At 73.4% G+C, this 26,665-nt stretch carries 20 protein-coding genes; 12 read left to right on the top strand and 8 right to left on the bottom strand.

The window, feature by feature from the left end; translation table 11 throughout:
* Nucleotides 1-13: 13 nt before the first annotated feature.
* The 3 genes from OG937_12020 to rhaI form a co-directional block, all read right to left on the bottom strand.
* Nucleotides 14-1,501 (bottom strand): rhamnulokinase, encoded by a 1,488-nt coding sequence (locus OG937_12020; GenBank protein WUD72353.1) that lies wholly within the window; start codon nucleotides 1,499-1,501, stop codon nucleotides 14-16.
* A 137-nt stretch (nucleotides 1,502-1,638) separates the two neighbouring features.
* Complete coding sequence (locus tag OG937_12015) at nucleotides 1,639-3,684, bottom strand: bifunctional aldolase/short-chain dehydrogenase (protein ID WUD72352.1); 2,046 nt, start codon at nucleotides 3,682-3,684, stop codon at nucleotides 1,639-1,641.
* 66 nt (nucleotides 3,685-3,750) lie between these two features.
* The gene (rhaI, locus tag OG937_12010; GenBank protein WUD72351.1) at nucleotides 3,751-4,917 is read right to left on the bottom strand and encodes an L-rhamnose isomerase; all 1,167 of its coding nucleotides are present in this window, start codon (nucleotides 4,915-4,917) and stop codon (nucleotides 3,751-3,753) included.
* A gap of 311 nt (nucleotides 4,918-5,228) precedes the next feature.
* Between rhaI and OG937_12005 the strand changes: the two genes are divergently transcribed.
* The 5 genes from OG937_12005 (at nucleotide 5,229) to OG937_11985 (ending at nucleotide 11,057) form a co-directional block, all read left to right on the top strand.
* Nucleotides 5,229-6,749, top strand: a complete 1,521-nt coding sequence (locus OG937_12005) for a sugar ABC transporter ATP-binding protein (GenBank protein WUD72350.1) — start codon at nucleotides 5,229-5,231, stop codon at nucleotides 6,747-6,749.
* Complete coding sequence (locus OG937_12000) at nucleotides 6,746-7,801, top strand: ABC transporter permease (GenBank protein WUD72349.1); 1,056 nt, start codon at nucleotides 6,746-6,748, stop codon at nucleotides 7,799-7,801. The genes OG937_12005 and OG937_12000 overlap by 4 nt, the downstream gene beginning before the upstream one ends.
* Nucleotides 7,794-8,825, top strand: coding sequence for an ABC transporter permease (locus tag OG937_11995; GenBank protein WUD72348.1), 1,032 nt, complete (start codon nucleotides 7,794-7,796; stop codon nucleotides 8,823-8,825). The genes OG937_12000 and OG937_11995 overlap by 8 nt, the downstream gene beginning before the upstream one ends.
* A 107-nt stretch (nucleotides 8,826-8,932) precedes the next feature.
* Nucleotides 8,933-10,018 carry a rhamnose ABC transporter substrate-binding protein gene (gene rhaS, locus OG937_11990; protein ID WUD72347.1) on the top strand — a complete coding sequence of 362 codons (1,086 nt, stop codon included), beginning with the start codon at nucleotides 8,933-8,935 and terminating at the stop codon, nucleotides 10,016-10,018.
* Nucleotides 10,019-10,028: 10 nt separating this feature from the next.
* Nucleotides 10,029-11,057, top strand: a complete 1,029-nt coding sequence (locus OG937_11985) for a LacI family transcriptional regulator (GenBank protein WUD72346.1) — start codon at nucleotides 10,029-10,031, stop codon at nucleotides 11,055-11,057.
* 165 nt (nucleotides 11,058-11,222) lie between these two features.
* Here OG937_11985 and OG937_11980 read toward each other — a convergent pair whose 3' ends face one another.
* Entirely contained in the window at nucleotides 11,223-12,575 is a 1,353-nt protein-coding gene (locus OG937_11980) for a diacylglycerol kinase family protein (GenBank protein ID WUD72345.1), read from the bottom strand.
* Between the two features lie 153 nt (nucleotides 12,576-12,728).
* Between OG937_11980 and OG937_11975 the strand changes: the two genes are divergently transcribed.
* Nucleotides 12,729-13,079, top strand: a complete 351-nt coding sequence (locus OG937_11975; GenBank protein ID WUD72344.1) for a hypothetical protein — start codon at nucleotides 12,729-12,731, stop codon at nucleotides 13,077-13,079.
* Nucleotides 13,080-13,107: 28 nt separating this feature from the next.
* Here OG937_11975 and OG937_11970 read toward each other — a convergent pair whose 3' ends face one another.
* Nucleotides 13,108-14,310 carry a glycoside hydrolase family 3 protein gene (locus OG937_11970; GenBank protein ID WUD72343.1) on the bottom strand — a complete coding sequence of 401 codons (1,203 nt, stop codon included), beginning with the start codon at nucleotides 14,308-14,310 and terminating at the stop codon, nucleotides 13,108-13,110.
* Between the two features lie 63 nt (nucleotides 14,311-14,373).
* Here OG937_11970 and OG937_11965 point away from each other — a divergent pair, with 63 nt between their 5' ends.
* The 6 genes from OG937_11965 to OG937_11940 all read left to right on the top strand — a co-directional run bounded on the left by OG937_11965 (nucleotide 14,374) and on the right by OG937_11940 (nucleotide 23,998).
* Nucleotides 14,374-14,862, top strand: coding sequence for a TIGR00725 family protein (locus tag OG937_11965; GenBank protein WUD72342.1), 489 nt, complete (start codon nucleotides 14,374-14,376; stop codon nucleotides 14,860-14,862).
* A 359-nt stretch (nucleotides 14,863-15,221) separates the two neighbouring features.
* The gene (locus OG937_11960) at nucleotides 15,222-19,091 is read left to right on the top strand and encodes a S8 family peptidase (protein WUD72341.1); all 3,870 of its coding nucleotides are present in this window, start codon (nucleotides 15,222-15,224) and stop codon (nucleotides 19,089-19,091) included.
* Nucleotides 19,092-19,268: 177 nt separating this feature from the next.
* Nucleotides 19,269-20,270 carry a LuxR C-terminal-related transcriptional regulator gene (locus OG937_11955; GenBank protein ID WUD72340.1) on the top strand — a complete coding sequence of 334 codons (1,002 nt, stop codon included), beginning with the start codon at nucleotides 19,269-19,271 and terminating at the stop codon, nucleotides 20,268-20,270.
* A gap of 75 nt (nucleotides 20,271-20,345) precedes the next feature.
* Entirely contained in the window at nucleotides 20,346-21,185 is an 840-nt protein-coding gene (locus OG937_11950) for a serine/threonine-protein phosphatase (protein ID WUD72339.1), read from the top strand.
* Nucleotides 21,182-22,183, top strand: a complete 1,002-nt coding sequence (locus tag OG937_11945; GenBank protein WUD72338.1) for an MASE1 domain-containing protein — start codon at nucleotides 21,182-21,184, stop codon at nucleotides 22,181-22,183. Before OG937_11950 ends, OG937_11945 begins: the two co-directional genes overlap by 4 nt.
* Before the next feature lie 87 nt (nucleotides 22,184-22,270).
* Nucleotides 22,271-23,998: a GAF domain-containing protein gene (locus OG937_11940; protein WUD72337.1), complete on the top strand. Its 1,728-nt coding sequence runs from the start codon at nucleotides 22,271-22,273 to the stop codon at nucleotides 23,996-23,998.
* On the opposite strand, the gene OG937_11935 is transcribed toward OG937_11940, so the two are convergent.
* The 3 genes from OG937_11935 to OG937_11925 form a co-directional block, all read right to left on the bottom strand.
* Nucleotides 23,999-24,892 (bottom strand): hypothetical protein, encoded by an 894-nt coding sequence (locus OG937_11935; protein WUD72336.1) that lies wholly within the window; start codon nucleotides 24,890-24,892, stop codon nucleotides 23,999-24,001.
* 383 nt (nucleotides 24,893-25,275) lie between these two features.
* Nucleotides 25,276-25,977: a response regulator transcription factor gene (locus OG937_11930; GenBank protein ID WUD72335.1), complete on the bottom strand. Its 702-nt coding sequence runs from the start codon at nucleotides 25,975-25,977 to the stop codon at nucleotides 25,276-25,278.
* Nucleotides 25,978-26,182: 205 nt separating this feature from the next.
* Nucleotides 26,183-26,647, bottom strand: a complete 465-nt coding sequence (locus tag OG937_11925) for a cyclic nucleotide-binding domain-containing protein (GenBank protein WUD72334.1) — start codon at nucleotides 26,645-26,647, stop codon at nucleotides 26,183-26,185.
* Between the last annotated feature and the right edge of the window lie 18 nt (nucleotides 26,648-26,665).

The following is a 26,665-nucleotide window of genomic DNA, read 5'->3' as shown; positions in this document are numbered from 1 at the left end:
GGCGCGGCGCGCCTCAGGGCTGCCGCGCCGCGGCGAGCCCGGCCAGTCGGGCGGCCGCCGCGTCCCAGGCCCGGCCGTCCGCGGCCGGCTCGTACGTCCGCAGCGGCTGGGTGGCCGCCACCAGCGCCCGCATCGCCGCCAGGCCGTCGGGACCGTCGCCGAACGAGCCGGCGGCGCGGGCCTGGACGAGGATGTTGCCCAGGGCCGTGGCCTCGGTGGGGCCGGCGACGACGGGGAGCCCGGTGGCGTCGGCGGTGAACCGGCACAGCAGTTCGTTGCGGGAGCCGCCGCCGACCAGGTGGACGCGGTGGATCTCGCGGCCGGCGAGTTCGGCGGCCTCGCGGAGGGTGCGGCGGTGGGCGAGGGCGAGGCTCTCCAGGATGCAGCGGACGACCGCGCCGTGCGACGCCGGGGGCTTCTGGCCGGTCCCGGCGCAGAAGGCGCGGATCCGGGCGGGCATGTCACCGGGCGCCAGGAAGAGCGGGTCGTCCGGGTCGATGAGGGCGGCGAAGGGCTCCGCGGCGGCGGCCGCGGCGAGCAGTTCCTGCAGGGGCAGGCCCTCCTGCCGCTGCTCCCAGGTGCGGCGGCACTCCTCCAGCAGCCACATGCCCATGATGTTGCGCAGGTAGCGGATGGTGCCGTCGACGCCGCGCTCGTTGGTGAAGTTGGCGAGCCGCGAGGCCTCCGTGAGCACCGGGGCGTCCAGCTCCAGGCCCGCCAGCGACCAGGTGCCGCACGAGATGTACGCGAAGTGCGGCCCGGTGGCCGGGACCGCGGCCACCGCGGAGGCGGTGTCGTGCGAGGCCACGGTGACGACGGCGGTGTCCGCCGGCAGCCCCGTGTACGCGGCCACGTGGGGCAGGAGCGTGCCGGCGTGGGTGCCCGGGCGGCGCAGCGGCGGCAGCAGGCGCGGCTCGATGCCGAGCCGGCCGGGGAGTTCCTCCGCCCAGGTCGCGGTGCGCGCGTCGAAGAGGCCGGTGGTGGAGGCGTTGGTCTCCTCGGCGCCGATGCCGCCGGTGAGCCAGTGGGTGAGCAGGTCGGGGATCATCAGCAGCGTCCTCGCGGCCGCGAACTGCGCGCCGTCACGGGCCGCCGCCAGCTGGAAGACCGTGTTGAAGGGCAGGTGCTGCAGGCCGGTGACCGCGTACAACTCCTGCGGGCCGATGTCGTCCCTGACCCGGTCGGCGACGTGCTCCGTCCGGCTGTCGCGGTAGTGGTGGGGGATCCCCAGCAGGGCGCCGTCCGCGTCGAGCAGTCCGTAGTCCACCGCCCAGCTGTCGATGCCGACCGACGTGACGCCGTCCCCTGCCCGGGCCGCCAGGCGCAGGCCGTCCAGGCTCTCCCGGAACAGGGCGAGGACGTCCCAGTGGAGTCCGGTGGGCAGCCGTACGGGGGTGTTGGCGAAGCGGTGCACCTCGTCGAGGACGAGGTGGTCCGGGCCCACCCGGCCGAGGATGACGCGGCCGCTGGTGGCGCCGAGGTCGATGGCGGCGAATGGCACGTGGGCCCCTCGTGTTCTGGTCGTTCGGGTCGGAGCGACGGGTGCGGTCGGTGCGGCGCGGCGCGCCGCGGGGGTCGGTGGGTCGTACGGGTGCGGGGGAGCCGGTCGGCCGGCTCCCCCGCGCGGTGCGGTCGGCGTCAGCGCAGGAACGCCGCGGCCACGCCGGCGTCGACCGGGACGTGCAGACCCGTGGTGTGCGTCAGTTCCCCGCCGGTCAGCGCGAAGACCGCGTTCGCGACGTGCTCGGGGAGCACCTCGCGCTTGAGGATGGTGCGCTGGGCGTAGAACTCGCCCAGCTTCTCCTCCGGCACCCCGTACGTCGCGGCGCGCTGGGCGCCCCAGCCGGAGGAGAAGATGCCCGAGCCGCGGACGACCCCGTCGGGGTTGACGCCGTTGACGCGGATGCCGTGCTCGCCGAGCTCGGCCGCCAGCAACCGGACCTGGTGCGCCTGGTCCGCCTTGGTGGCGGAGTAGGCGATGTTGTTGGGCCCGGCGAAGACCGCGTTCTTGGAGGCGATGTAGACGATGTCGCCGCCGAGCTTCTGCGCGATGAGCACCCGGGCGGCCTCGCGGGAGACGAGGAAGGAGCCGCGCGCCATGATGTCGTGCTGGAGGTCCCAGTCGCGGGCGGTGGTCTCCAACAGCGGCTTGGAGACGGAGATGCCCGCGTTGTTGACCACCAGGTCCACCCCGCCGAAGGCCAGCAGGGCCTCGTCGAAGCCGGCCCGGATGGCCTCCTCGCTGGTCACGTCCACGGTGATCGCGACCGCCCGGTCGGGACCGCCGAGTTCCTCCGCGACGGCCCGCGCGCCGTCGGTGTTGACGTCGGCGACGACCACGCAGGCGCCCTCCGCCGCCAGGCGGTGCGCGATGGCCCTGCCGATGCCCGAACCGGCCCCGGTGACCAGGGCGATCCGGGTGGCCAGCGGCTTGGGCTTCGGCATCCGCTGGAGCTTGGCCTCCTCCAGGGCCCAGTACTCGATGCGGAACTTCTCCGCCTCGTCGATGGGGGCGTACGCGGAGACCGCCTCGGCGCCGCGCATCACGTTGATCGCGTTGACGTAGAACTCGCCCGCCACGCGCGCGGTCTGCTTGTCCTTGCCGTAGCTGAACATGCCGACGCCCGGGACGAGGACGATCGCCGGGTCGGCGCCGCGGATGGCGGGGGAGTCCTCGGTGGCGTGCCGGTCGTAGTACGCCTGGTAGTCGGCGCGGTAGGCGGCATGCAGCTCCTCCAGGCGGGCCACGGCGTCCTCGAGCGGCGCGGTGGGGGGCAGGTCGAGGACGAGCGGGCGGACCTTGGTGCGCAGGAAGTGGTCGGGGCAGGAGGTGCCCAGCGCGGCCAGCCGGGGGTGCTCCGCGTGCGCGAGGAAGTCCAGCACGGGCGCGGAGTCGGTGAAGTGGCCGACCTGCGGGCGGTCCTGGGAGGCGATCGCCCGCAGGACCGGGGCGAGGGCGGCGGCCCGGGCCCGGCGCCCGGCCTCCGGCAGCGGCTCCCAGCCCGGCAGCGGGGCGCCGAACGGGTCCTGCTTGCCGTGACGTTCCAGGAACTCCTCGGCGGTGCGGATGATCCACAGGGCGTTGCGCTCGCACTCCTCGGAGGTCTCGCCCCAGGCGGTGATGCCGTGACCGCCGAGGATCACGCCGACGGCCTGCGGGTTGGCCTCCTTGATGGCGGCGATGTCCAGGCCGAGCTGGAAGCCGGGGCGGCGCCACGGCACCCAGGCGACCTTGTCGCCGAAGCACTCCTGGGTGAGCTTCTCGCCGTCGGCGGCGCAGGCCAGCGCGATGCCCGAGTCGGGGTGCAGGTGGTCGACGTGGGCGGCGTCGACGAGGCCGTGCATGGCCGTGTCGATGGAGGGAGCGGCGCCGCCCTTGCCGTGCAGGCAGTAGTCGAACGCCGCGACCATCTCGTCCTCGCGCTCGGGGCCGGGGTAGACGGCGGTCAGGGCGCGCAGCCGGTCCAGGCGCAGGACGGCGAGGCCGGCCTCGGTGAGCGTGCCCAGGTCGCCGCCCGAGCCCTTGACCCACATCAGGTCCACGGCTCCGCCGGTGACGGGGTCGGTGGCGGTGGCCTTTGCGGAGGCGTTGCCGCCGGCGTAGTTGGTGTTGCGCGGGTCGGCGCCCAGGCGGTGGGCGCGCTCCAGCAGCGCGGCGACTTCCGGATGGGTGGCGGGTGCCATGGGGGTGTCCTTCGGGAGGGGAGGAACGAGGAGGGGCGGGGAGGGCGGGCGTCAGGCCGGCACGGCCTACGCGCCCCAGCCGGCCTGGGTGCCGCCGACGCGGTCGGCCACGATGTGCTCCTGCCAGCCGGAGGCGCGGTACGCGGCGACGGGGTCGGGGGCCAGGCCGCGCTCCTCGCGCACCTCGCGCAGCAGCGGGCGCACGTCGGTGTTGTACGCGTCCATGAGCACGGCGTTGGCGGCGAGGACGTCACCGGAGCGCTGCGCCTCGCCCAGGGCGTCGAGGTCCACCAGGAGCGCCTTGGCGGTGGCCTCCTGGACGTTCATCACCGAGCGGATGACCGCGGGGATCTTGGCCTCGATGTTGTGGCACTGGTCGAGCATGAAGGCCACGTTGGTCTCGGCCTCGAAGCCGCGGTTCTTGGCGACCTCGTGCAGGATCCGGAAGAGCTGGAAGGGGTCGGCGGCGCCGACCATCAGGTCGTCGTCGGCGTAGAAGCGGGAGTTGAAGTCGAACCCGCCGAGCTTCCCCTGGCTGAGCAGGAAGGCGACGATGAACTCGATGTTGGTGCCCGGCGCGTGGTGACCGGTGTCGACGACGACCTGCGCCTTGGGGCCGAGCTTGAGGCAGTGCGCGTAGGCGGTGCCCCAGTCCGGGACGTCGGTGGTGTAGAACGCCGGCTCGAAGAGCTTGTACTCCAGCAGCATCCGCTGGTCGTCGCCGAGCCGCCCGTAGACCTCGGTGAGGGCCTCGGCGAGACGCTCCTGGCGGCCCACGATGTCGTCCTGGCCGGGGTAGTTGGTGCCGTCGGAGAACCAGAGCTTGAGGTCGGCGGAGCCGGTGGCGTCCATGATGTCGACGCACTCCAGCAGGTGGTCCGTGGCCTTGCGGCGGACCTGCGGGTCGGGGTGGCACACGCTGCCGAGCTTGTAGTCGTCGTCCTGGAAGACGTTGGAGTTGATCGCGCCCAACTCCAGGCCGCGCTCCTTGGCGTGGGCGCCGAGCGCGGTGTAGTCGTCCACCCGGTCCCAGGGGATGTGCAGGGCCACCTTGGGGGCGACGCCGGTGAACTCGTGCACCTTGGCCGCGTCGTCGAGCTTCTCGTACGGGTCACGGGGCACCCCGGCCTGGGCGAAGACCTTGAAACGGGTGCCGGAATTGCCGTAACCCCAGGACGGCGTCTCGATCCGCTGGGCTGTGAGTGCGGCCTTGACGGCTGCGATGTCAGGCATGTCCACCTCGGATGGCTCGGTGAATCGGCTCAGTGAACCGGCTTCAGTGAATCGATTCATTCGCCTGTGAAGCTATCCACGTCCACCGGTGGCCGTCAAGAGGTCTGCTGGTCTCGATCCCCGTTATTGAATCGTGTCATCCATGCTGCGAAAGCGCGTTGTTGCTGTTCGTGCGGTGTTGTCAGGCCTGTTACCTGCGGGTTTCGCGAGGGTGCAGGTCAGGAGGGGGAGGTGGCGGCTCTTGACGCCTTCGCAGGGCGGGGCTAGCTTCCCGGCAACTCCGTTGAAACATTTCATAGCAGGAGGGCGCAATGACGCACCCCGAACCGGAGACCACTCCGGTGCTCGCGCTCGAGGGGGTGAGCAAGTCCTTCGGTGCCGTTCGCGCTCTGCGCGGTGTATCGCTCCGGCTGCACGCCGGCGAGGCCCATGCCCTGGCGGGCGAGAACGGCGCCGGCAAGTCGACACTGATCAAGACCCTCGCGGGTGTGCACCGCCCGGACACCGGCACGGTGCTGCTCGACGGCCGGCCCGTGGAGTTCCACGGCCCGGGGGACGCCCGTGACGCGGGGGTCGCCGTCATCTACCAGGAGCCGACGCTCTTCCCCGACCTGTCGGTGGCCGAGAACATCTTCGTCGGCCGCCAGCCCCGCCGTTCGCTGGGTAGGGTCGACCACAAGGCCGTGCGCGAGGCCGCGGCCGATCTCTTCCGCCGCCTCGGCGTGGACCTCGACCCGGAACAGCCGGCGCGCGGACTGTCCATCGCCGACCAGCAGTTGGTGGAGATCGCCAAGGCGCTCTCCTTCGACGCCCGCGTCCTGATCATGGACGAGCCGACCGCCGCGCTCACCGGCAGTGAGGTCGCCCGCCTCTTCGGCGTCGTCAAGTCCCTGCGCGAGCAGGGCGCCGCGGTGCTCTTCATCTCCCACCGCCTCGAGGAGATCTTCGCCCTCTGCCAGCGGGTCACCACCCTGCGGGACGGCGCGTGGATCGCCAGCGAGCCCCTCGACGGGCTCTCCGAGGACGACCTGGTGCGCCGCATGGTCGGCCGCGACCTGGACGAGCTCTACCCCAAGCAGGACGCCGAGATCGGCGAGGTCGCCCTCAGCGTGCGCCGGCTCACCCGCGAAGGCGTCTTCACCGACGTCTCCTTCGAGGTGCGCCGCGGCGAGATCGTGGGCCTGGCGGGCCTCGTCGGCGCCGGGCGCAGCGAGGTCGCCCGGGCGATCTTCGGCGTGGACCGCAGGGACGCCGGGGAGGTCGTCGTCGACGGCAAGCCGCTGCGCGGCGGCGCACCGAGCCTGGCCATGGCCGCGGGGATCGCGCTGGTCCCCGAGGACCGCCGGGCCCAGGGCCTGGTGATGGACATGTCCATCGAGCGCAACATCGGCCTCACCGGCTTCGCCGCCACCACCAAGGGCGGTCTGATGAGCCGTGGCGCCGAGCGCAGCCGCGCGCTGGACTGGGCCGTCCGGCTCCAGGTCAAGTACGCCCGGCTGGGCGACGTCGTCGGCACCCTCTCGGGCGGCAACCAGCAGAAGGTCGTCCTCGCCAAGTGGCTCGCCACCGCGCCCGGGGTGCTGATCGTCGACGAGCCCACGCGCGGCATCGACGTCGGCACCAAGGCCGAGGTGCACCGGCTGCTGTCGCGGCTCGCGTCCGAGGGCGTGGCCGTACTGATGATCTCCTCCGACCTGCCGGAGATCCTCGGCATGGCGGACCGCGTCCTGGTGATGCACGAGGGACGACTGACGGCCGAGATCCCCCGGTCGGAGGCGACCGAGGAATCCGTGATGGCGGCGGCCACCGGCCGCGTGAGGAGGGCGGCGTGACCGTGACCGCCGACACCCCGCAGCAGATCGCCGCGGACGAACCGACCGCGTCCCGCCGCTTCCTGGACCGGGTGCTGAAACTGCGGGCGCTCGCCGTGCTCGCCGTGCTCGTGGTCATGCTGGCCGCGACCCAGATCTACAACAGCGAGTTCCTGTCCCAGCAGGGCGTCAAGGACCTCCTGCTGAACGCCACCATCCTGGTGCTGGTCGCCGTCGGCCAGGCCATGGTCGTCATCACCCGCAACGTCGACCTGTCGGTCGGCTCGGTGCTCGGCATCTCGGCCTTCGCAGCCGGCACCTACCTGCACGGCGGCGGCAACCCGCTGGTCGCCGTGCTCATCGCGGTCGCGCTCGGCGTGCTCTTCGGCCTGCTCAACGGCCTGCTGGTGAGCCTGGGTCAGGTCCCCGCCCTCGTGGTGACGCTGGGCACGCTCTACATCATCCGCGGCATCGACTCCATCTGGGTCGGCTCCCGTCAGATCACCGCGGGCGACCTGCCGGCGAGCTTCGTCGACTTCGGTCACGACGGCCTGTCGGTGATCCCCTACCTCGCGCTCCTGACGCTCGCGGTGCTGGTCGCGGCCGGGTACTACCTGCGCAGCTACCGCGGCGGCCGCGACCTGTACGCGCTGGGCTCCAGCCCGGAGGCCGCCCGGCTGGCCGGCGTGCCGGTCCGCAAGCGGATCCTGACCGCGTACGTGGTGTGCGGGGCGCTCGCCGGACTCGCCGGCGCGCTCTACCTCGCCCGGTTCGGCAACGTCGACTCCGGCACCGGCAACGGCTACGAACTGACCGTCGTCAGCGCCGTGGTGGTCGGCGGCGTCGCCTTCACCGGCGGCTCCGGCACCGTGTACGGCGCCGCGCTCGGCGCCCTGCTGCTGACCTCGATCAACAGCGTCCTGCCCTCCATCGGCGTCAGCTCGGTGTGGGTGCTGGCCATCGACGGCGTCCTGCTCCTGCTCGCCATCGCCGTCGACCGGATCGTGGCGCTGCGGGTGGCCGGCGTCCTCCGCAAGCGGGCCGCACAGATGAGGAGTGCCCACCATGCCTGAGACCACCAAGGCCCCCGCCCCGCTCGCCCGCCTCGGCGGCGCGGTGCGCTGGGACACCGCGGTCGGCGCCCTGCTCGTCGTCCTGCTGATCTGCTCCTTCTCCTTCGTGGACAACTTCGGCAACGCCCTGAACGTGTCCTTCCTGATCGGCAACACCCTGCCGATCGCGCTCATCGCGCTGCCGATGACCATGCTCGTGGTCTCCGGTGAGATCGACCTGTCCGTCGGCTCCACCGCCGGCCTGTCCGGGGCCGTGATGGGCGCGCTGTGGAACGGCGGCATGGCGATCGAGACGATCATCCCGCTCTGCCTGCTCCTCGGCGCCCTGTGCGGCCTGGTCAACGGCCTGCTCGTGACCCGGCTCGGCCTGCCCTCGCTCGCCGTCACCATCGGCACGCTGGCCGCCTACCGCGGCATCGCGCAGATCGTGCTCGGCGCCGACTCCGTCACCGACTTCCCGCAGCAGTACCTCGACTTCGGCGCCGGCCGGATCGACGGCACCTTCATCCCGTACGCGGCGATCCCCTTCGCCGTGCTGCTGCTGATCGCCGTCCTCGTGCTCCACGCGACCCCCGTCGGGCGTTCCCTGTTCGCCGTCGGCGCCTCGGAGGAGGCGGCCCGGTTCGCGGGTGTGCGCGTGCGGCGGCTGAAGCTGGCGATGTTCGTGACGACCGGCCTGGTCTCCTCCCTCACCGGAGTCTTCTGGGCCCTGCACTACGCCAGCGCGCGCTACGACAACGCCACCGGTCTGGAGCTGTCCGTCATCGCCGGCGTCCTGCTCGGCGGCATCGACTTCGACGGCGGCAAGGGCACCCTGGGCGGCGCGATCGCCGGGGTGTTCCTGCTGGGCGCGGGCCAGAACGTCATGAGCCTGCTCAACGTCTCGGCCCAGTCCCAGATCGTCGTCACCGGCGTGCTCCTGGTGATCTCCGTCCTCGCCCCGAGGATCGGCCGTCAGGTCGCGCAGGCCAGGGCGCGCAGGAGGTCGGCCGACCAGGCCCCGGCCGCGCTCGCCGCCTCGTGAACCCCCACCTCCCCCCGCACACGTCACACGGCACCACCAACCGCACCACCACCCGCACCCCGTCCCGTCCTCACTCCGGCACCCGCTCCGGAGGCGAAAGGATCACCATGTCCAGCAGAACCCTCACCCGTCGTGCCACCGTCGTCGTCGCCGTGACCGCGGCCGTCGCGCTCGGCGCCACGGCCTGCGGCGGCACCACCAAGAACTCCTCCAAGGACAGCGGCGGCGGAGCCAAGGCGACCGCGTCGGCCGACCCCAACGCGGCGACCAAGAAGGGCCTGACCGTCGCCTTCCTGCCCAAGCAGGTCAACAACCCGTACTTCACCATCGCCGACGGCGGCGGCAAGCAGGCCCTGGACACGCTGGGCTCCACCTACAAGGAGGTCGGCACCAGCAGCGGCACCGACACCGCCGGCCAGGTGAGCTACGTCAACACCCTGACGCAGCAGCAGGTCGACGCGATCGCCGTCTCCGCGCAGGACCCGGGCGCGCTGTGCACCTCGCTGAACCAGGCCCGCAAGAACGGCATCAAGGTCGTCACCTACGACTCGGACACCAAGCCGGAGTGCCGCGACCTGTTCGTGTCGCAGGCCAGCTCCGAGGACCTGGGCCGCACCGAGGTGCAGCTGCTGGCCGAGCAGATCGGCTACAAGGGCGAGATCGCGATCCTCTCGGCGGCGCAGACCGCCACGAACCAGAACACCTGGATCGACTTCATGAAGGACGAGCTCAAGGACCCCAAGTACAAGGACGTCAAGCTGGTCAAGGTCGCCTACGGCAACGACGACGCCCAGCAGTCCTTCCAGCAGACCCAGGGCCTGCTCCAGCAGTACCCCAACCTGAAGGGCATCATCTCCCCGACCACGGTGGGCATCAAGGCGGCCGCCCAGTACCTGGCGGGCTCCAAGTACAAGGGCAAGGTCAAGCTGACCGGCCTCGGCACGCCCAACGACATGCGCGCCTACGTCAAGAACGGCACCGTCGAGGCCTTCGAGCTGTGGGACCCGGCCAAGCTCGGCTCGCTCGCCTCGTACGCCGCGGTCGCCCTGTCCTCCGGCCAGATCTCCGGTGCGGAGGGCCAGACCTTCAAGGCCGGTGACATGGGCAGCTACACCATCGGCAAGGACGGCGTGGTGGTGCTCGGCAAGCCGACCGTGTTCACCAAGGACAACATCGACCAGTTCAAGTTCTGAGAGCCGGGGCGTGGCGGAGAAGGGCCGCACGGTGGGGATCAAGGACGTCGCCCGTGAGGCGGGGGTGTCCGTGGGCACGGTCTCCAATGTGATCAACCGGCCGGACGCGGTCCCCGAGGCCACCCGGGTCCGTGTGCAGCGCGCCATCGCCCGGCTGGGGTACGTACGCAGCGAGTCCGCCCGGCAGTTGCGGGCGGGCCGCAGCAGGATCATGGCCCTGCTCGTGCTCGACATGGGCAACCCGTTCTTCGTCGACGTGGCACGCGGCGCGGAACGGGCGGCCCGGGCGGCGGGGCTCGGCGTGATGGTCTGCAACAGCGCGGAGAACCCGCAGGAGGAGGCCGCGTACCTGTCGCTCTTCGCGGAGCAGCGGGTGCGCGGGGTGCTGGTGACGCCGGCCGACGCCGACGGCGGCAACCTCGCCGCGTTCCGGCGGCACCGCATCCCCTTCGTCCTCGTCGACCGGGTCGCGGCGGGCACCGCCGAGTGCTCGGTGTCGGTGGACGACGTGGCCGGCGGCCGGATGGCCGTCGGCCACCTGGCGGCCGCCGGGCACCGGAGGATCGCGTACGTCTCCGGCCCCGGGCACCTGCAGCAGGTCCGGGACCGGCGCGCGGGGGCGCTCGCCGCCCTGGCGGAGGCCGGACTGCCGCCGGAGACCCTGCGTGAACTGCCCACCGAGCGGCTGGACGTCGCGGCCGGACGGGACGCCGGCCACCGGCTGCTCGGCCTCCCGGAGCGGCCGACCGCCGTGTTCTGCGCCAACGACCTGCTCGCCCTCGGGGTGCTGCAGGCGCTGTACGCGGCGGGGGTGGACGTCCCCGGCGAGATGGCCATCGTCGGCTACGACGACATCGAGTTCGCGGCGGCGGCGGCCGTGCCGCTCACCTCCGTGCGGCAGCCCGCCACGAACATGGGCGCGCTGGCCGCCGGGATGCTGCTGGAGGAGACCGGGCCGCAGGCCCGGGAGCACCAGCATCGCCGGGTCGTGCTGCAGCCGGAGCTGGTGGTCCGGGACTCCAGCCTGATCAGGCGCTGAGCCGGCCCGGCCGGTCCGGTGTCCGGCCGCCGGCCGCCGCGGGTTTCCGCCGTGCGGTCGCCCGGTGGCGAGCGTGGCCGCGGTGGCGGCCGGGTCGCCGGGGGAGCGGTCGGCATCGGCGGGTCTTGCTCCGGCCGGAGCCGGTGGTCCGGGACGCCGGCCTGATCAGGCGTTGGGCCGGTCCGGGCGTCCGGCCGCGGTGCGGCCCATGGTCAGCGCGAGCTTGCGCAGCCGTCGCCAGTCCGTGCGCACGCCCGCGGCAGGTACCCCCGGGCGGCCGCGGGGCACCCGGACCCGCAGCGCGCCGGGGCGGATGCGGCAGCGCACGGGGGTGGGCAGCACGAGCGCCTCGCCGTCCACGCCCGCGTCGATCTCGTCGGCGTCGGCCGTGGTCACCACCTCCCGCGCCGTCGCCACGGTGAGCCCGGAGGCGACCCGCGGGCCCATCAGCAGCCCCGCGGCCTGGGCCGCGTTGTCGACCTTGACGCCGAGCACCCCGAGCAGACCGGTGTCGAGACGGTCCCGGCGGCCGAGCCCGGCCGGGTCGTCGGTCCGGTACGGGTTGTTGCTCACCAGCACGGCCTGCGGCTCGTCGACGACGGTGTCCCCGGCCGTGGCCGTCAGCCGGGGCCCGGCGCGATGGGTGAGCAGGTCGGGCAGGAGCTCCAGGATGGTGCCGACCTTGTCGTCCCGGTACGCGGGACTCTGCACGACGGCAGCGTAGGCGCCGAACGACACGTTGTTGACGAAGGGCCGGTCGCCCACGTAGCCGAGGTCGACCCGCAGCTCCACGCCGTCCCTGAGCGCGTCCAGGCAGGCCGCGGGGTCGGCGCGGTCCAGACCCAGGTCCATGGCGAAGTGGTTGCGGGTGCCCGCGCAGATCACCAGGAACGGCAGTCCCCGTTCGGCGGCCACCCCGGCCACCAGCGCCTGCGTGCCGTCCCCGCCGGCCACGCCGAGCAGGTCGGCGCCCTCGTCGGCCGCCTGCCGGGCCAGCTCCGTGACGTCCTGCGGGTGGTCGGGGTCGAGCAGCACGACCCGGGCGCCGAGCGCCTCCGCCTTCTCCTTCAGCCCGAAGGCGCCGACCTTGCCGCCGCCGGAGCGCGGGTTCATGATCAGGAACGGTCGCCGCGGCCGGGCCGCGATCCGCTCCCGCAGCCGTGCCTCATGGGCCCGGGTGGCGCGCACCGCGTTGCGCCCCGCGACGACGGCCAGCGCCCACAGCGCCAGCGAGGTGACCACGACCCAGAGCAGATTGGCCCGGTCGTAGAAGGCGAGGACGGCCAGCGGGGTCACCACGGTCAGCAGCACGGCCAGCGCCCGCACCACACCGCGACGGGTCAGCACCCACCACGCCCCCGCCGCCGTCACCGCGGTGCCGCCCAGCGCGGCGGCCACCAGCGCGATGCTGCGCAGCCCCGCGACCACCAGCGGCAGCGCCACGGCCGCCCCCGCCGCGGTCAGGGCCAGGCGGGCGAGCCAGTGCTGCGCGACGTGCCTGCGGGAGAGGTGCTCCATGCTCTGACAGTGCCACCGCACGGCCCCGGCCCGCCATCCCGGCCGTTCCCCCGGGTGGCGAACCGGCCCCGTCCCCGGGTGCTACGGTCCCCGGACATCCGGCGGCGGACCTCACGTACCGTCACCGTTCCCCTCCCGAAGGAGTCCGGGCCCGTGACCGAAGGTGACGCCGCCGCTTGGGACTTCACCCGTAGCGACGGCTTCTGGAAGCCCACGCGTACACCGCCGGCGGACGAGAACCTGCTGTGGGCGGTGGAGACGCTGGCGATCTCGTTCGGCAAGCGGGCCCACAGCGTCCGGCTGTTCCTGGAGGCGGTGGAGCGGGTGGTGTCCGGGGATTCTCCCGGCTCGTCGGTGAACACCACGACGGCGTTCGTGCGCAGACGCGACGACGGCGCGTTCGAGCTCTGCGACAAGTACGGCCAGTTCGAGAACACCGTGGTATCCGCCGGGGAGCTGACCTCGATGCTCTCCGCGCTGGCGGCGCGGATCGAGGCCGGCTGACCTGCGGCCCGGGGCCGGTGCCGCGGCGTCAGGTCGTGCAGCGCAGCACGCCCGCGGCCTGCTTGGCCGTGAGCACACGCCGCACGCTGTTCGCGACCAGCGTCCGCACCTTCGGCTCGTGGCGCATGGCGTAGCGGATGCCCTCGGCCATCGTGGGGATGCCCTTGGGGGAGACGGTGAGGGTGAGGTCGCCGCCGGCGCGGAGGAAGGACAGGGCGCGCTGGCCGAGGGCGACGGACTGGGCAGAGGCGGCCTTGCCGAGGTCGTCGGAGATGATGACGCCCTTGAAGCCCAGGTCGCGGCGGAGGGTCTGATCGACGATCAGCGAGGAGAAGACGGCCTTGTGCTTGGGGTCGATGCGCTTGTACGTGGCCAGTGAGACCATCACCAGCCCCGCGCCCGCGGAGATGCCCGCGCGGAAGGGGGCGATGTTGCTGCCCGTGCGGGTCAGCATGGTGTCCGTCACCGAGGCGGTCGTGTCCGTGTTGCCCTTGACGCTGCCGAGGCCCGGGAAGTGCTTGGGCGTGGTCAGCACCCCGGCCGTCTTCGAGCCCTGGACGTACGCCGTGACGTGCGGGGACACCACGCCGGACGTCGCGCCGAACTGGCGGCCGTAGCGGCCGATGGGGGCGTTCGCGGTGCCGATCGAGGTCGGGACGATGTCGGCGACGGGGGCCAGGTTGACGTTGACGCCCGCCTTCTTCAGCTCCTTCGCCCAGCCCTCCGCGCGCGAGCGCAGCGTGGCCGTGGACCAGGTGCCCTGCGTCTTCCCGCTGGGGATGGTGGAGAAGCCGGGGCCCTTGAGGACCTGCACCTGGCCGCCCTCCTGGTCCGTGGAGACCAGCAGGCCGACCCGCTGCCCGGCCACCGTCTGCCCGAGCGACTTCTGCAGCCCGTCCACCAGGGTCCGGGTCTTCGTCACGCCGGCCGTGCTGCGGCCCGCGAGGAACACCGACCCGACGGCGTACGACCGCATCGCGTCCTGGTCCGCCTTCGGCGGCGAGGGCAGCTGGGCCGCGCCCATGAAGAGCTGACCGACGCGCTGGGTGTCGTTCATCGCGGCCATGACCCGGTCGACGCAGGACGCCTTCGGGGTGGCGGTGGCCGCCGCGCGCCCCGTGGCGACCATGGACTCCGGGGCGGACGGCGCCCCCTCGCAGGCAGCCAGGGCCAACGTCGTGGCCAGCAGGGCGAGGGACACGCGTCGGGGGGTGAGGGCGTACGAGGTCACACCTGCAGCGAATATCCTGATTGTCCGTCGTGTCAATCGGAGCGGGACGCCGGGGGAGGGGTCATGACGAGCCGTTACGTCGCCGTGGTGGGGCCCGCCGAGGCCGGGGAGCCGGAGCGCGAGGTCGCCCGCAGGGTCGGCGAACTCCTTGCCCGGCGCGGCGCCGTCGTCGTCTGCGGCGGCCTCGGCGGGGTGATGGGCGCCGCGTCCGAGGGAGCCCGCGCGCACGGCGGGACCACCGTCGGACTCCTCCCGGGCCGGGACCGCCGGGCGGGTGACCCGTCCCTCTCGGTGGCGATCGCCACCGGCCTCGGCGAGCTCCGCAACGGCCTGGTCGTCGCCGCCGCCGACGCCGTGGTGGCGGTCGGCGGCAGCTGGGGCACCCTGAGCGAGGTGGCGCTCGCCCTGCGGACCGGCAAGCCCGTCGTCGTGGTCGACGGCTGGGACGTGCAGGGGCCCCCGGTCGGGGAGACGTTCCTGCGGGCGGCCTCCGCGGAGGAGGCCGTCGAGGCGGTGGAGGCCGCGCTGGCGGAGACCTCCCCCGGCGGCTGAGCGGCAGGGGAGGACACGCGCGGGTCGGACCGCGACGGTCTTCAGCCCGGTGTAGTGGGCCGGCCCCGCCGCCCAGTCCGTACGGGGAGCGATGCGGACGGCCTCGTCCTCCTCGTCGAAGGGGATCACGACCGGCACCGGCCCCGGCGCCCACGGGCGGCCCTTTGGGGGTGGTTCGTACCGTCACCGGGTGGTTCGCCGTGCCCTGGCGGGGGTCGTCGCCGGTTGCCCGAACCGCGCCGTGTCGCCGTTGGGACATGTCACAGCTGTGACAGCTGATACCCGGTGACACCTCCCCGGCATCAGCAGATTCTGTCGGACAGCGCGTGACCCGGAGCTGTACGAAAGGTGTTTGGCTGATGGCATGGTTCCGCCTCACGGCGGCGATATCGACAGTGCTGGTGGTGACGCTCGGAGGCACGACGACCGCCTCCGCAGGGACCACCCCGGACGGCCCGGCGCGATCCGCCGACCGTGACGGGACGTCCTCCTCCACCACCGTCCGGCTGGTGACCGGTGACCGGGTGACGGTGACGTCGCTGCCCGGTGGGCGGAGCACCGCCTCGGTCCAGCCCGGACCTGGCCGCGAACACATCCCCTTCCGCACGCTGGAAGCCGACGACAAGTCGCTGACCGTCATGCCGTTCGACGCCGAGGCACTGGTGTCCGCGGGCACCCTTGACCGCCGGCTGTTCAACGTGACGGCACTGATCGCCGCCGGATACGACGAGGCGCACACCTCCACGCTGCCGCTGATCGTCTCCTCGCGGCCCGAGCCGTCACGGGACGGGGCCCGCGTGGCGTCGCAGGCGGCGAAGACCGCCGGGGCGACCGCCGACCGGCTGGTGGCGCTCCGCGCGGACAAGACGTCCACGCGCACCCTGGAGAGCATCGACGCCCGCTCCTTCCGGGTCGCCGGCGACGAACTCGGCGCCTTCTGGAAGACGCTGAACCCCGGCGGCGGGACCTCGGACGCCGCCCGGGCCGCGGTGACCCCGCGGGTCTCGCTGGACGGCAAGGTCAAGGCGGTCCTGGACCGCAGCACCGCGCAGATCAACGCGCCCGCCGCGTGGAAGGCCGGGTACGAGGGCCAGGGTGTGAAGGTCGCGGTGCTGGACACCGGTGTCGACGCGAACCACCCCGATCTCGCGGGGCGGATCGCGGAGGCCAGGAACTTCTCCGACAGCGCGAACACCGACGACCACTTCGGGCACGGCACGCACGTCGCCTCGACCGTCGGCGGCACCGGTGCGGCGTCGGCGGGGACCCGGCGGGGCGTGGCGCCCAAGGCCGACCTGCTGGTCGGCAAGGTGCTCGGCGACGACGGCTCGGGCTCGGAGTCGCAGGTCATCGACGGTATGGAGTGGGCGGCGGGCGAGCACGCCAAGGTCGTCAACATGAGCCTCGGTGCGGACATCCAGACCGATGGCACCGACCCGATGAGCCAGGCCGTCAACACCCTGACCGCGTCGACGGACACGCTGTTCGTCATCGCCGCGGGCAACGCCGGCCCGGGGCCGTCCACCGTCGGCTCGCCGGGCGCTGCCGACGCCGCGCTGACCGTCGGCGCCGTGGACCGGGACGACTCCCTCGCCTCCTTCTCCAGCCGCGGCCCGCGCTTCGGCGACGGCGCCGTCAAGCCCGACGTGACCGCCCCGGGCGTGGGCATCGTGGCCGCCCGTGCCGCGGGCACCACCATGGGCGACCCGATCGACGCGAACTACGTCGCCGCCTCGGGCACGTCGATGGCGACTCCGCACGTCGCGGGCGCCGCGGCGCTGCTGGCGCAGCAGCACCCGGGCTGGGGCGCGCAGCAGATCAAGGACGCGCTGATCAGCACTTCGCGCACGGTGCCCGGCACCAAGGTGACCGAGCAGGGCGGCGGCCGGATCGACCTGGCCACCGCCATCGGCCCGATCACCGCGACCGGCACGGTCGCGCTGCCCTCGGTCCAGAACGGCGGGACGGCGGGACGGCAGCAGGCGGCCACCGTGCGCTACACCAACACCGGTGACAAGACGGTCGATCTGAAGCTGGCCGTCAAGCTGTCCACCGGAACCGGGCGCGCGCTGCCCGACGGGGTCGTCACCCTCGGCTCCGGCACCGTGAGCCTCGCGCCCGGTGCCACCGCCGACGTCCCGCTGAGCACCGACGCGGCCCACGCCGCGCGCGGGAAGTACTACGGCTACGTCACCGCCGCGGCGGCCGACGGCACGGTTGTCGCCCACACCACCGTCAGCCTCAACGTGCACGCCCCCAAGCACAAGTTGACCGTGGTCGCCCGCGACCGCGACGGCAAGGTCATCGAGGGCGCGGCGCCGACGATCTGGGGCGCCGACGGGTTCGTGCAGTACAGCGGCGTCGAGCCCGCCGTCGCCGAGGTGGAGGAGGGCACCTACCAGCTCAGCTTCGGGACGCTGGACAGGGCCGCCGACGGCCAGGAGCTCCGCGAGGTGGTCAACCCGGAGGTGAAGGTCACCAAGGACACCACGGTGACGCTCGACGCCTCCAAGGTCACCGAGGTGAAGATCCGCACGCCCCGGCCCGCCGAGCAGCGCGGCATCCTCAGCTACCAGACGTACCGGAAGATCGACGGCAACGGCCTGATCCAGGGCGTGATGTTCTTCGACATCGCCAAGCGGATCTACGTCAGCCCCACCGCGCGCGTCACCGACGGCGACTTCGAGTTCGCCTCGCGCTGGCAGCTGGTCGCCCCGCAACTGCGGGCGAAGGTCTCCGGTACGTCGCCGGCCTTCACCCCGTACTACGTGCCCGCGTCCCCGGCCTTCGGCGACAAGGGCGCCAAGCTGACCGCCGTCGACGCCGGCACCGGCACCGCGGCCGAGCTGAAGAAGGCCGGCGTGCGCGGCAAGCTGGCCGTGGTCCGCTGGGACTTCTCCGACGACCGGCAGCTCGCCAAGGCGGCCAAGGAGGCCGGGGCCAAGGCGCTGATGCTGGTCGTGGAGGAGGGCTTCTACCCCTGGACTCGGTGGAGCCCGACCGGTGACCGGATGGCCCTGCCCACCATGCGCGCCGGCACGGCGGAGGGCACCGCGCTCCTCAACCGCATCAAGAAGCGCACCACGACGGTGGAGTTCTCCGGCACGGTGCGCAGCCCGTACCTGTACGACGTGATGCAGGTGTCCAAGGGCTTCGTTCCGAAGAACCTGGTGCACACCGTCTCCGAGCGCGAGAGCGCCGTGGTCCGCAGCACCTACACCCGTACCGGCGCCTCGCAGTGGGCGAGTGAGCAGCGCTTCGGGTGGCGTCCGTACCAGGACACCGCCTGGAACCAGTACAGCCGTGAGGTGCCGACGGGCCGGGAGCGTGTGGAGTACGTGACCGGCGGGGACACCCTGTGGCGCCACACCGTGCACCACAACGTCGTCTTCGGCATGGACACCCCGCTCGGGGCAGGCATGCGGAACGTGCCGCGCACCTACCGGCCCGGTCAGAAGGCCACGGAGCGCTGGTTCGGGGCCGTGGTCCGTCCGTCGATTCCGCGCGGCGCGGCCTGGCCGTCGGTGCGCAACGGCAACACCCTGTCCGTCTTCGTTCCGGAGTTCAACGACTCCGGCACCGGCCACTATTCGTTCTACGAGCTCAACGGCCTCGGTGGCGGCATCGGAACCGGCGCGGCCCGCGCCGGCGACGGAGCGCCGGTGGACGACACCGCCACCGCGGTGCTCTACCGCGACGGGAAGCAGATCGCCGCGTCCGACCAGGGCGCGTGGGGCGACTTCGAGGTGCCGGCGGGCGACGCGAAGTACCGGCTGGACCTGGCGACCACCCGGGTGTCGGACGACTGGCGCTTCGGCGCCGGCACCCGCACCTCGTGGTCCTTCCGCTCCGGTTCCGCCGCCGACACGACGCTGCTGCCCCTGCTGCAGGTCGACTACGCGGTGCCGGTCGACGCCCGCAACGCGGTGGGCCCCGCCCGCCGGTACCAGCTGGGCCTGAACGTGCGGATGCAGGACGGCATGGCCGCGCCGCGCGGGGTGACCCTGCGGGTCGAGACGTCCTACGACGACGGGCGGACCTGGACCCGGGCCGGCACGGCCCGCAAGGGTGGCGGCTTCACCGCCACCGTGGAGCGTCCGTCGCGGGTGCGCGGCGACGCCTACGTGACGCTGCGCGTGACCGCGACCGACGCGGCGGGCAACAGCGTCCGGCAGACGGTGGACCGCGCGTATCTGCACAGCGGCGCACGGGCCTCCGGAGGACGGTGACGGTGGGGCGTCACCGTTGACACAGCGGCGGGTGCAGGGGAGTGTGGGCCCCGGCACCCGCCGCGCCATTGGCACGAAACATTTCCCGGGTATAGTCCGGCCTTTAACGAAATGTACGGCTTGTGCCCGCCCTGTGCGCATGCTGTGCGGACCCGTTCGGACCCGGAGGAACGCGGCATGCTCGAGGCGGCTGGCCTCACCGCGGTCGAGGAGACCGTCTACCGGCTTCTGGTCACCACCGCGACCGCCTCGGCGGACGACGTCGCGGTGCAGACGGGCCTCCCGCCCGGGCAGACGGAGGGCGTCCTCGCCTCCCTCGCCACCAAGGGGCTCGCCAGCCCCACCGACAACCGCCCCCGGCACTACGCCGCCACCCCGCCCGACGTGGCCCTGCTGCCGCGTCTGCAACGCCAGGCCGACGCCCTCGACAAGGCCCGCACCGCGGTCACCGACCTGCTGGACAGCTACCGCAGCACGGCGCGCCGCCAGGACGCCGGCCAGCTCATCGAGGTCATCACCGGCAGCCAGGCGCTGCGCCAGCACCTGCGGCAGATGCAGGAGAACGCGCGCCACGAGATGCTCTGGTTCTGCAAGGCGCAGTACGTCGCCATGCCCTCGGGGAGCAACCGCGCCGAGTACGACGCCCTCGCCCGCGGCGTGCGGTACCGCGTCCTGTACGAGCGGGCGTTCTTCGACGACGACGGGGCCATTGACAACGTTGTTGAGGGCGTCCAGGCCGGGGAGATAGCCCGCTCCGTGCCCCATCTGCCGCTGCGGCTCGCGGTCGCCGACCGCACCATCGCCATCTGCCCCCTGGTCCCCGGCGGCCCGCACGGCAGCCCGAACGAGCCGACCGCGGCGCTGCTGCGCGACAGCAGCCTCCTGGAGGCGCTGACCGCGCTGTTCGAACGCTACTGGGAGGACGCGGTACCGCTGCACGTCAGCGCGTCCGGCGCGATGAGCGGCGCCGACGACGCGGACGGCTCCGACCCGCTGAGCGAGACCGACCGCCGGCTGCTGTCGCTGCTCGTCGCGGGCGTCGCGGACAAGGCCATCGCCAGCCAGATGGGCCTGAGCCGGCGCACCGTCCAGCGCCACATCCAGCACATGATGACGCTGGCCGGCGCCGCGACCCGCATGCAGCTCGCATGGCAGGCGGCCCGCCGCGGCTGGCTCTGACCAGGGGTGCGGGAGGGGCCGCGGGCGTAGGGTGACAAGTGGCGCGAGTGCCCAAGGCCCCGGAGCGTTGGTGCCATGTCCCGACGTCACACCGCTCCCTCCAGCAGCAGCGCCGAGGAGCTGTTGAACACACTCGGGCAGCTCACCGGCCGCATCCTGGAGCGGATCAAGATGCAGCAGGCTCGGGTGGAGCTGGCGGCCGCCCTCCAGCGGCACACCCTCCGCGCCGCCCTCCCGGCCGTCCCGGGGCTGCGCGTGGCGGGCCGGTACGCCCCCGCGCGTGATGGGCTCGACATCGGCGGCGACTGGTACGACGTGTTCCCCATGCCGGACGGCAGCGTCGGCTGCGCGATCGGCGACGTGCAGGGCCACGACGTCGAGGCCGCCGCCTACATGGGCCAGGTGCGCACCTGCCTGCGCGCCGTCGCCGTCGCGACCACGGAGCCGGCGGAGGTGCTCGCCCGTACCAACGACCTGCTGATCTCCATGGGCTCCGGGCTCTTCGTGACGTGCACCTTCCTCCGCTTCGACCCCGCGACCTGCGAACTGGTCGACGCCCGCGCCGGGCACGTCCCGGCGGTGTGGGCCACCGACGACGGCCGCTGCGAGGTCGTGCTCGACGAGGGGGGCCTGCCGCTGGGCATCCTCGACGGCGAGAAGTACCCGTCGACCCGCCGCGTCCTGGCCGGCACCGGTGCCTTCGTGCTGGTCACCGACGGCGTGGTGGAGGGGCCCGGCCATCCCCTCGACGAGGGGCTGGCCCGCGTGGCGGACCTGGCCACCGCCGGCTGCACCGCCGACCCCGACGAACTGGCCGCCCGGGTGATCGCCGTGGCCGACCTCACCGGGCACAGCGACGACGCCGCCGTGCTCGTCCTCGGACACGGCGGCCCCTGCGGGACGGCACCGCGGTGACCGCCGACGGCCACGGCGAGGGGCTCCGGCGGCACCGGGCCACGGCCCTGTGGATCCTGGTGATGGCCGCCGCCTACTACGGCGGGGCCCGCATCGGCCTGGAGCAGCAACTGGTGCGCGGTCAGGTCACCCCGATGTGGCCGCCGACCGGGATCGCCCTGGTCGGCCTGCTGCTCGGCGGGATCCGGCTGTGGCCGGGCATCGCGATCGGCGCGTTCGCCGTGAACATCGCGATCGGGCCGTCGTTCCTGCCCGTGCTGGGGATCGTGGCGGGCAACACCCTCGCTCCGGTGTGCGCCTGCCTGCTGCTGCGCAGGGTCGGGTTCCGCGTCGAACTCGACCGGCTGCAGGACGCACTCGCCCTGGTGTTCCTCGGTGCGCTCGGCGGGATGCTGATCAGCGCGACGATCGGCAGCGGCGTGCTGGTGGCCTCCGGTGCCGTGCCGGTGGGCGCCTTCTGGTCCACCTGGTCGGTCTGGTGGACCGGCGACGCGATGGGCGTGCTGGTGATCGCGCCGCTGCTGCTCGTCCTGCGCACCGTCCGGGCGCCGCGCGGGGTCCCGCCGTACCGCTGGGCGGAGGCGGCGACGCTCGTGGCGGGCACCGCGCTCGTCACGTTCGTCGCCACGCACAGCACGCCGGGGCTGCTCTTCCTCGTCTCCCCGCTGCTGATCTGGGCCGCCTTCCGCTTCCAGTTGGCCGGCGCCGCGCCCTGCGCCCTGATCACCTCGCTCATCGCGATCGAGGCCGCGGCGGACGGGTCCGGACCGTTCGCCGGACTCGACCTGTTCGCCAAGATGGTGACCCTCCAGGCCTTCAACGGGTCCGCCGCGCTGACCGCCCTGCTGCTGTCGGCGACCGTCACCGAGCGGGAGCACACCCGCCGCGAGATCGAGCAGGTCTGCCGCAGGCTCGGCGAGGCCCTGACCCGGCTCGCGCCCGACGAGAAGATCGAGCACTGGGCGGCTGCCCCGCCCGGCGAGCGCGGCCACGAGTAGCAGGGCCGTTCCGCGCGTCCTCCCGCCGGGGTGGCGCTACTTTGAGAGGGGGCCCCACGAGGGCCGCCACAGCGGACGGAGGTGCCGGTGGGGACTGACGGCGGCAAGGACGCCGAGGGCCTGCCACGGCTGCAGCTGGACGAGTTGCTGGACGAGCTGCAATCGCGCATCGACGCGGTGCGGGGGACACGGGACCGGGTGCACAGCCTGCTGGAGGCGGTGCTGTCGGTCGGCCGGGAGCTGGACCTGCCGCAGGTGCTGCGGCGGATCGTGGAGGCCGCGGTCCTGCTGGTGGACGCCGAGTACGGGGCGCTGGGCGTGATCGGCGACGACGCGCGGCTGGCCCAGTTCCTGACGGTGGGCGTCGGCGACGAGCAGATCAAGGCGATCGGGCCGCTGCCGTCGGGCCACGGCATCCTGGGCGAGCTGATCCGCCACCCGGCCCCGCTGCGCCTGGAGGAGATCGCGCAGCACCCGGCCTCTCACGGCTTCCCGGCGAACCACCCGCCGATGCACTCCTTCCTGGGGGTGCCGATCCGGATCCGCGACGAGGTGTTCGGCAACCTGTACCTGACGGAGAAGCGGGGCGGCAAGGAGTTCGACGGCGAGGACGAGACGGTGCTGTCCACCCTGGCGGTGGCGGCCGGGGTGGCGATCGACAACGCCCGGCTGTACGAGGAGGCCAGGTCGCGGCAGCGGTGGCTGGAGGCGAACGCGGAGATCACCGGCGGTCTGCTGTCGGGCATCGACGAGAACGCGGTGCTGGAGCTCATCGTGGAGCACGCCCGGAGCATCCTCGGCGCGGACCTGGGCGTGCTGGCCCTGCCGGCCGGGACCGGCGACGGGATCACGATGGCGATCGCCACCGGCATCGACGCCGACACCCACCGGGGGCTGACGCTGCCCCGCGAGGGATCGTTCACCGGGGCGGCCATGGCCGCGAACGAGCCGCTGACCAGCGTCGACATCCAGCGCGATCCGCGGGTGGTGGCGGGCCCGCCGCGGTTCGGCGGTCTGGGCCCCGCGGTGGCCGTGCCGATGGCGACCCCGCAGGGGGTGCGCGGGGCGCTGCTGCTGGCCCGCGCCGAGGGGGAGCCGCCCTTCACGGAGGCTGAGACCGCGCCGCTGCTGGGCTTCGCCGGCTCGGCGGCCCTGGCGATGGAGCTGGCCGAGCGCCGCCGGGCGGCCGAGCAGCTGGTCCTGCTGGAGGACCACGACCGGATCGCCCGCGACCTGCACGACCTGGCGATCCAGCGGCTGTTCGCGACCGGGATGACGTTGCAGAGCGCGATGCGGTTCGTGGACCACCCGCAGGCGAGCGAGCGGCTGCTGCGGGCGGTGGACGACCTGGACGAGACGATCAAGATCATCCGCTCGACGATCTTCGGACTGCGCAGCCACGACATCGGCCCCGGCCGCCAGGGGCTGCGGGTGCGGACGGCGAAGGCGGTGGAGGAGGCGGTGCCCGCCCTGGGCTTCACCCCGTCGCTGCGCATGGAGGGGCTGATCGACACCGATGTGCCCGCCGCGGTCGCCGAGCACGTGGTGGCGGTGCTCGCCGAGGCCCTGTCGAACGTGGCCCGCCACGCCAGGGCCGGTGCCGCGGAGGTCTCCCTGGTCGTCGGCTCGGGCACGCTGACCCTCACGGTCAGCGACGACGGCGTGGGCGTCCCCGAGGACGGGCGCCGCAGCGGACTGGCCAACCTCGAGCGGCGCGCGAAAGAGCTGGGCGGCACGATGACGCTCGAGACGCCTGACCACGGTGGCACCCGCCTGGTGTGGCGGGTGCCGTTCGACGGTGGCCGTACGCGCTGATCAGCCCCGCTCCGCGGCCTCGTGGGCCGGCACCCGCGACGCATCGGCCCCGGACGCCGCGCTGCCGAACCGGATGAGCATCTGCACCAGGCCCGGACCGCAGTCCGTGGTCCGCATCGCCGCCCGCAGGTCAGGCCACTCCATCGCCTCGTGCAGCAGCGTCGCGTGGACGGTGTGTGCCGTCGCCAGGAGCACCACGTGCTCCATCGCCTGCCCCGCCCGCAGCCAGTCCGCGCACGAGTCGTGGGGCGTGCACAGCGCCGCGACCAGGGGCCGCCGTTCGGGATCGACGGAGGCGGCCGCTCCGGCCCCCGCGTCCTCGTGGACCCGGCCCCCGGAACCCACGGCGCGGCCCGTGCCCGTCGTGCCGCGCTGCTCCGCCTCCGCGGTCAGCCGCAGCAGCCGCAGGGCCTCCTCGCTGCGCGGCAGGGTCAGCGACGCGCCCTCCGCGTGCGCGGCGTCGATCAGCTCCAGCACGACCGCCCCGGTCGGGCAGTGCGCGAAGTACGGCGTGTGGCAGCTGTGCCGGCGCCAGATCGCGTCGTACAGGTCCCGGTACGGGCGGTCGCCGACGCGGAGCGGGCCGATCGGGCGCACGGCGGCGAGCAGGTCGGCGTCGCCGGGTACGGGCAGCAACTGCACGGCCGGCTCCCAGCCGAAGTGGGCCAGCGCGACCCGCAGGTTGAACACCGCGGCGCCGACGGACACGTGCAGGGCGCGCGCCGCCGCCTCGGACTCCGGCACCCCCGGCTCGGGGACCGCGCGGACCTGGAACGTGCCGGTCTCCGGATCGAGGCGGTACCGCCAGGGCCGGCTCCCGCGGAACGAAGGGGCCGCCACGGCGGCGGAGATCAGCTTCTCCAGGGTCGCCCCGTTGAGTGTGGTGGGATTCATGGCGCGCTCCCTCCGGACGACGCGTCTCCCACCCTGCACGTCGCGACCCCCCCACGGGGAGGGCCGACCGGCCCCACCGCCTGGGCCCGCCGGGGCATCCTCGCGGGGCCCCGCGTCCCCGGCCGACCGCACAGCCGACCGCACCGCGGACCGCACACGACAGCGCCGCCGCCCCGAGGCGAACGGCGGCGCCCGCGCGGTGGGGGACGCCGCTCACGGGCGCGCGGTCTGCTCCGCCTCGGTACGCGCCAACGCCGCGAGGCGGCGGCCACGGGCGCTGCCCAGCAGGACCGGTGCTGGCCGACGGTGGCCACTCGGCGCGGGGAAACGGCGGTGCCCACGCCGAGCGGTCGCCGCTCACGGGCGCGCGGAGTCCCGGCGTCTCAGGGGGCGGAACCCTGTGGGCCGCCGGACGGCTGGTGCTGGGTGGCGAGCACGGCGGCCTGGATGCGGCGCTCGACGCCGAGCTTGCCCAGCATCCGGGAGATGTGGTTCTTGACCGTCTTCTCGGACAGGAACAGCCGCTGCCCGATCTGCCGGTTCGTCAGTCCCTCGCCGATCAGCTCCAGGATCTCCCGCTCGCGCGGGGTCAGCCCGGCCAGTGCCTCGTCCTGGGGCTCCGGCGGCTGCTCCTGCTCGCGCAGGCTGTTCATCAGGCGGGCGGTGGTCGCGGGGTCGAGCATCGACTGGCCCGACGCCACCGTGCGGACGGCGGAGACCAGGTCGGAGCCCTTGATCTGCTTCAGCACGTAACCGGCGGCACCGGCCATGATCGCGTCCAGCAGGGCGTCGTCGTCGTCGAAGGACGTCAGCATCAGGCAGGCCAGCCCCGGCATGCGCGAGCGCAGCTCCCGGCAGACGCCGATCCCGTCGCCGTCCGGGAGGCGCACGTCGAGGATCGCCACGTCCGGCCGCAGTGCCGGGGCGCGCGCCAGGGCGTGGTCGACCGTGCCGGCCTCCCCGGCGACCTCGATGTCCGGCTCGGCGTCGAGCAGATCGTGCAAGCCGCGCCGTACCACCTCGTGGTCGTCGACCAGGAACACCCTGATCGGCGCCCGCTCCGTGAACTCCCGTGCCTCACTCATCCCGGCCCCCAGCGTCTCTTCCCGATCCCGCGGCCTCGCGCCGCCCGGCCCGCGCACCCGCCGCGCCGGCGTTCCTCCGTCCACAGGGATCAAGAAGACACGCCCGCGCGCTCCGCCGCCACCGCTGCCGCCCGATCCCCCGGTCACTCCCGGATCATCCCCCGGGCGGCCCCGCGGCGACAGGGCCGAACGGGCCACGCGCCCGTCAGTGCACCGTGCTGCCGCTGCCCTGCGGACCGTACAGGTCGAGGAGCCGGGTGCGGGCCCCCTGCAGCCGGTGCGCGACGATCTGCGCGACCCGGCGCGCGACGGCGCGACCGAACACCGCGTCGGCCTCGCACAGCGCCCGTATGACCGTGGCGTCGAACTCGTCGGCCCGCACCGGGCTCTGGGTCCGCGCGCCGAGGTGCCAGGAGTAGGGCGGGAAGAGCCACGACCAGCCGAGCAGGTCACCCGGGCCGAGGGTCTCGACCACGGCGGGCTGCCGGCCGGGCACGTGCAGGTCGAGGGCGACCGAGCCGGTGCGGATGATCCAGAAGCGGTCGGCCCTGTGCCCCTCCTCGAAGATCCGGGCCCGGGCCGGGAAGGACACGTCGCGCGCGAGTTCCAGCAGTCGCCCTCGGGTCTCCGGGGGCAGTGCGTCGAGCAGGCCCGTCGTGGTGGTGGTCATCGCCGTCCTCCCTCTCGT

It is taken from the genome of Streptomyces sp. NBC_00510 (assembly GCA_036013505.1).
In the GTDB taxonomy this organism is placed as follows: Bacteria; Actinomycetota; Actinomycetes; order Streptomycetales; family Streptomycetaceae; genus Actinacidiphila.
The sequence above is the reverse complement of the archived record's forward strand: the minus strand, read 5'-3'. Positions and strand labels throughout refer to the sequence as shown.

Coding starts and splice junctions, on each gene's coding strand:
- OG937_11930 (WUD72335.1), bottom strand. CDS start 25,977: ATGAGTGAGGCACGGGAGTTCACGGAGCGGGCGCCGATCAGGGTGTTC.
- rhaI (WUD72351.1), bottom strand. CDS start 4,917: ATGCCTGACATCGCAGCCGTCAAGGCCGCACTCACAGCCCAGCGGATC.
- OG937_11950 (WUD72339.1), top strand. CDS start 20,346: ATGTCCCGACGTCACACCGCTCCCTCCAGCAGCAGCGCCGAGGAGCTG.
- OG937_12015 (WUD72352.1), bottom strand. CDS start 3,684: ATGGCACCCGCCACCCATCCGGAAGTCGCCGCGCTGCTGGAGCGCGCC.
- OG937_11960 (WUD72341.1), top strand. CDS start 15,222: ATGGCATGGTTCCGCCTCACGGCGGCGATATCGACAGTGCTGGTGGTG.
- OG937_11955 (WUD72340.1), top strand. CDS start 19,269: ATGCTCGAGGCGGCTGGCCTCACCGCGGTCGAGGAGACCGTCTACCGG.
- OG937_11925 (WUD72334.1), bottom strand. CDS start 26,647: ATGACCACCACCACGACGGGCCTGCTCGACGCACTGCCCCCGGAGACC.
- OG937_11995 (WUD72348.1), top strand. CDS start 7,794: ATGCCTGAGACCACCAAGGCCCCCGCCCCGCTCGCCCGCCTCGGCGGC.
- OG937_11980 (WUD72345.1), bottom strand. CDS start 12,575: ATGGAGCACCTCTCCCGCAGGCACGTCGCGCAGCACTGGCTCGCCCGC.
- OG937_12005 (WUD72350.1), top strand. CDS start 5,229: ATGACGCACCCCGAACCGGAGACCACTCCGGTGCTCGCGCTCGAGGGG.
- OG937_11965 (WUD72342.1), top strand. CDS start 14,374: ATGACGAGCCGTTACGTCGCCGTGGTGGGGCCCGCCGAGGCCGGGGAG.
- OG937_11935 (WUD72336.1), bottom strand. CDS start 24,892: ATGAATCCCACCACACTCAACGGGGCGACCCTGGAGAAGCTGATCTCC.
- rhaS (WUD72347.1), top strand. CDS start 8,933: ATGTCCAGCAGAACCCTCACCCGTCGTGCCACCGTCGTCGTCGCCGTG.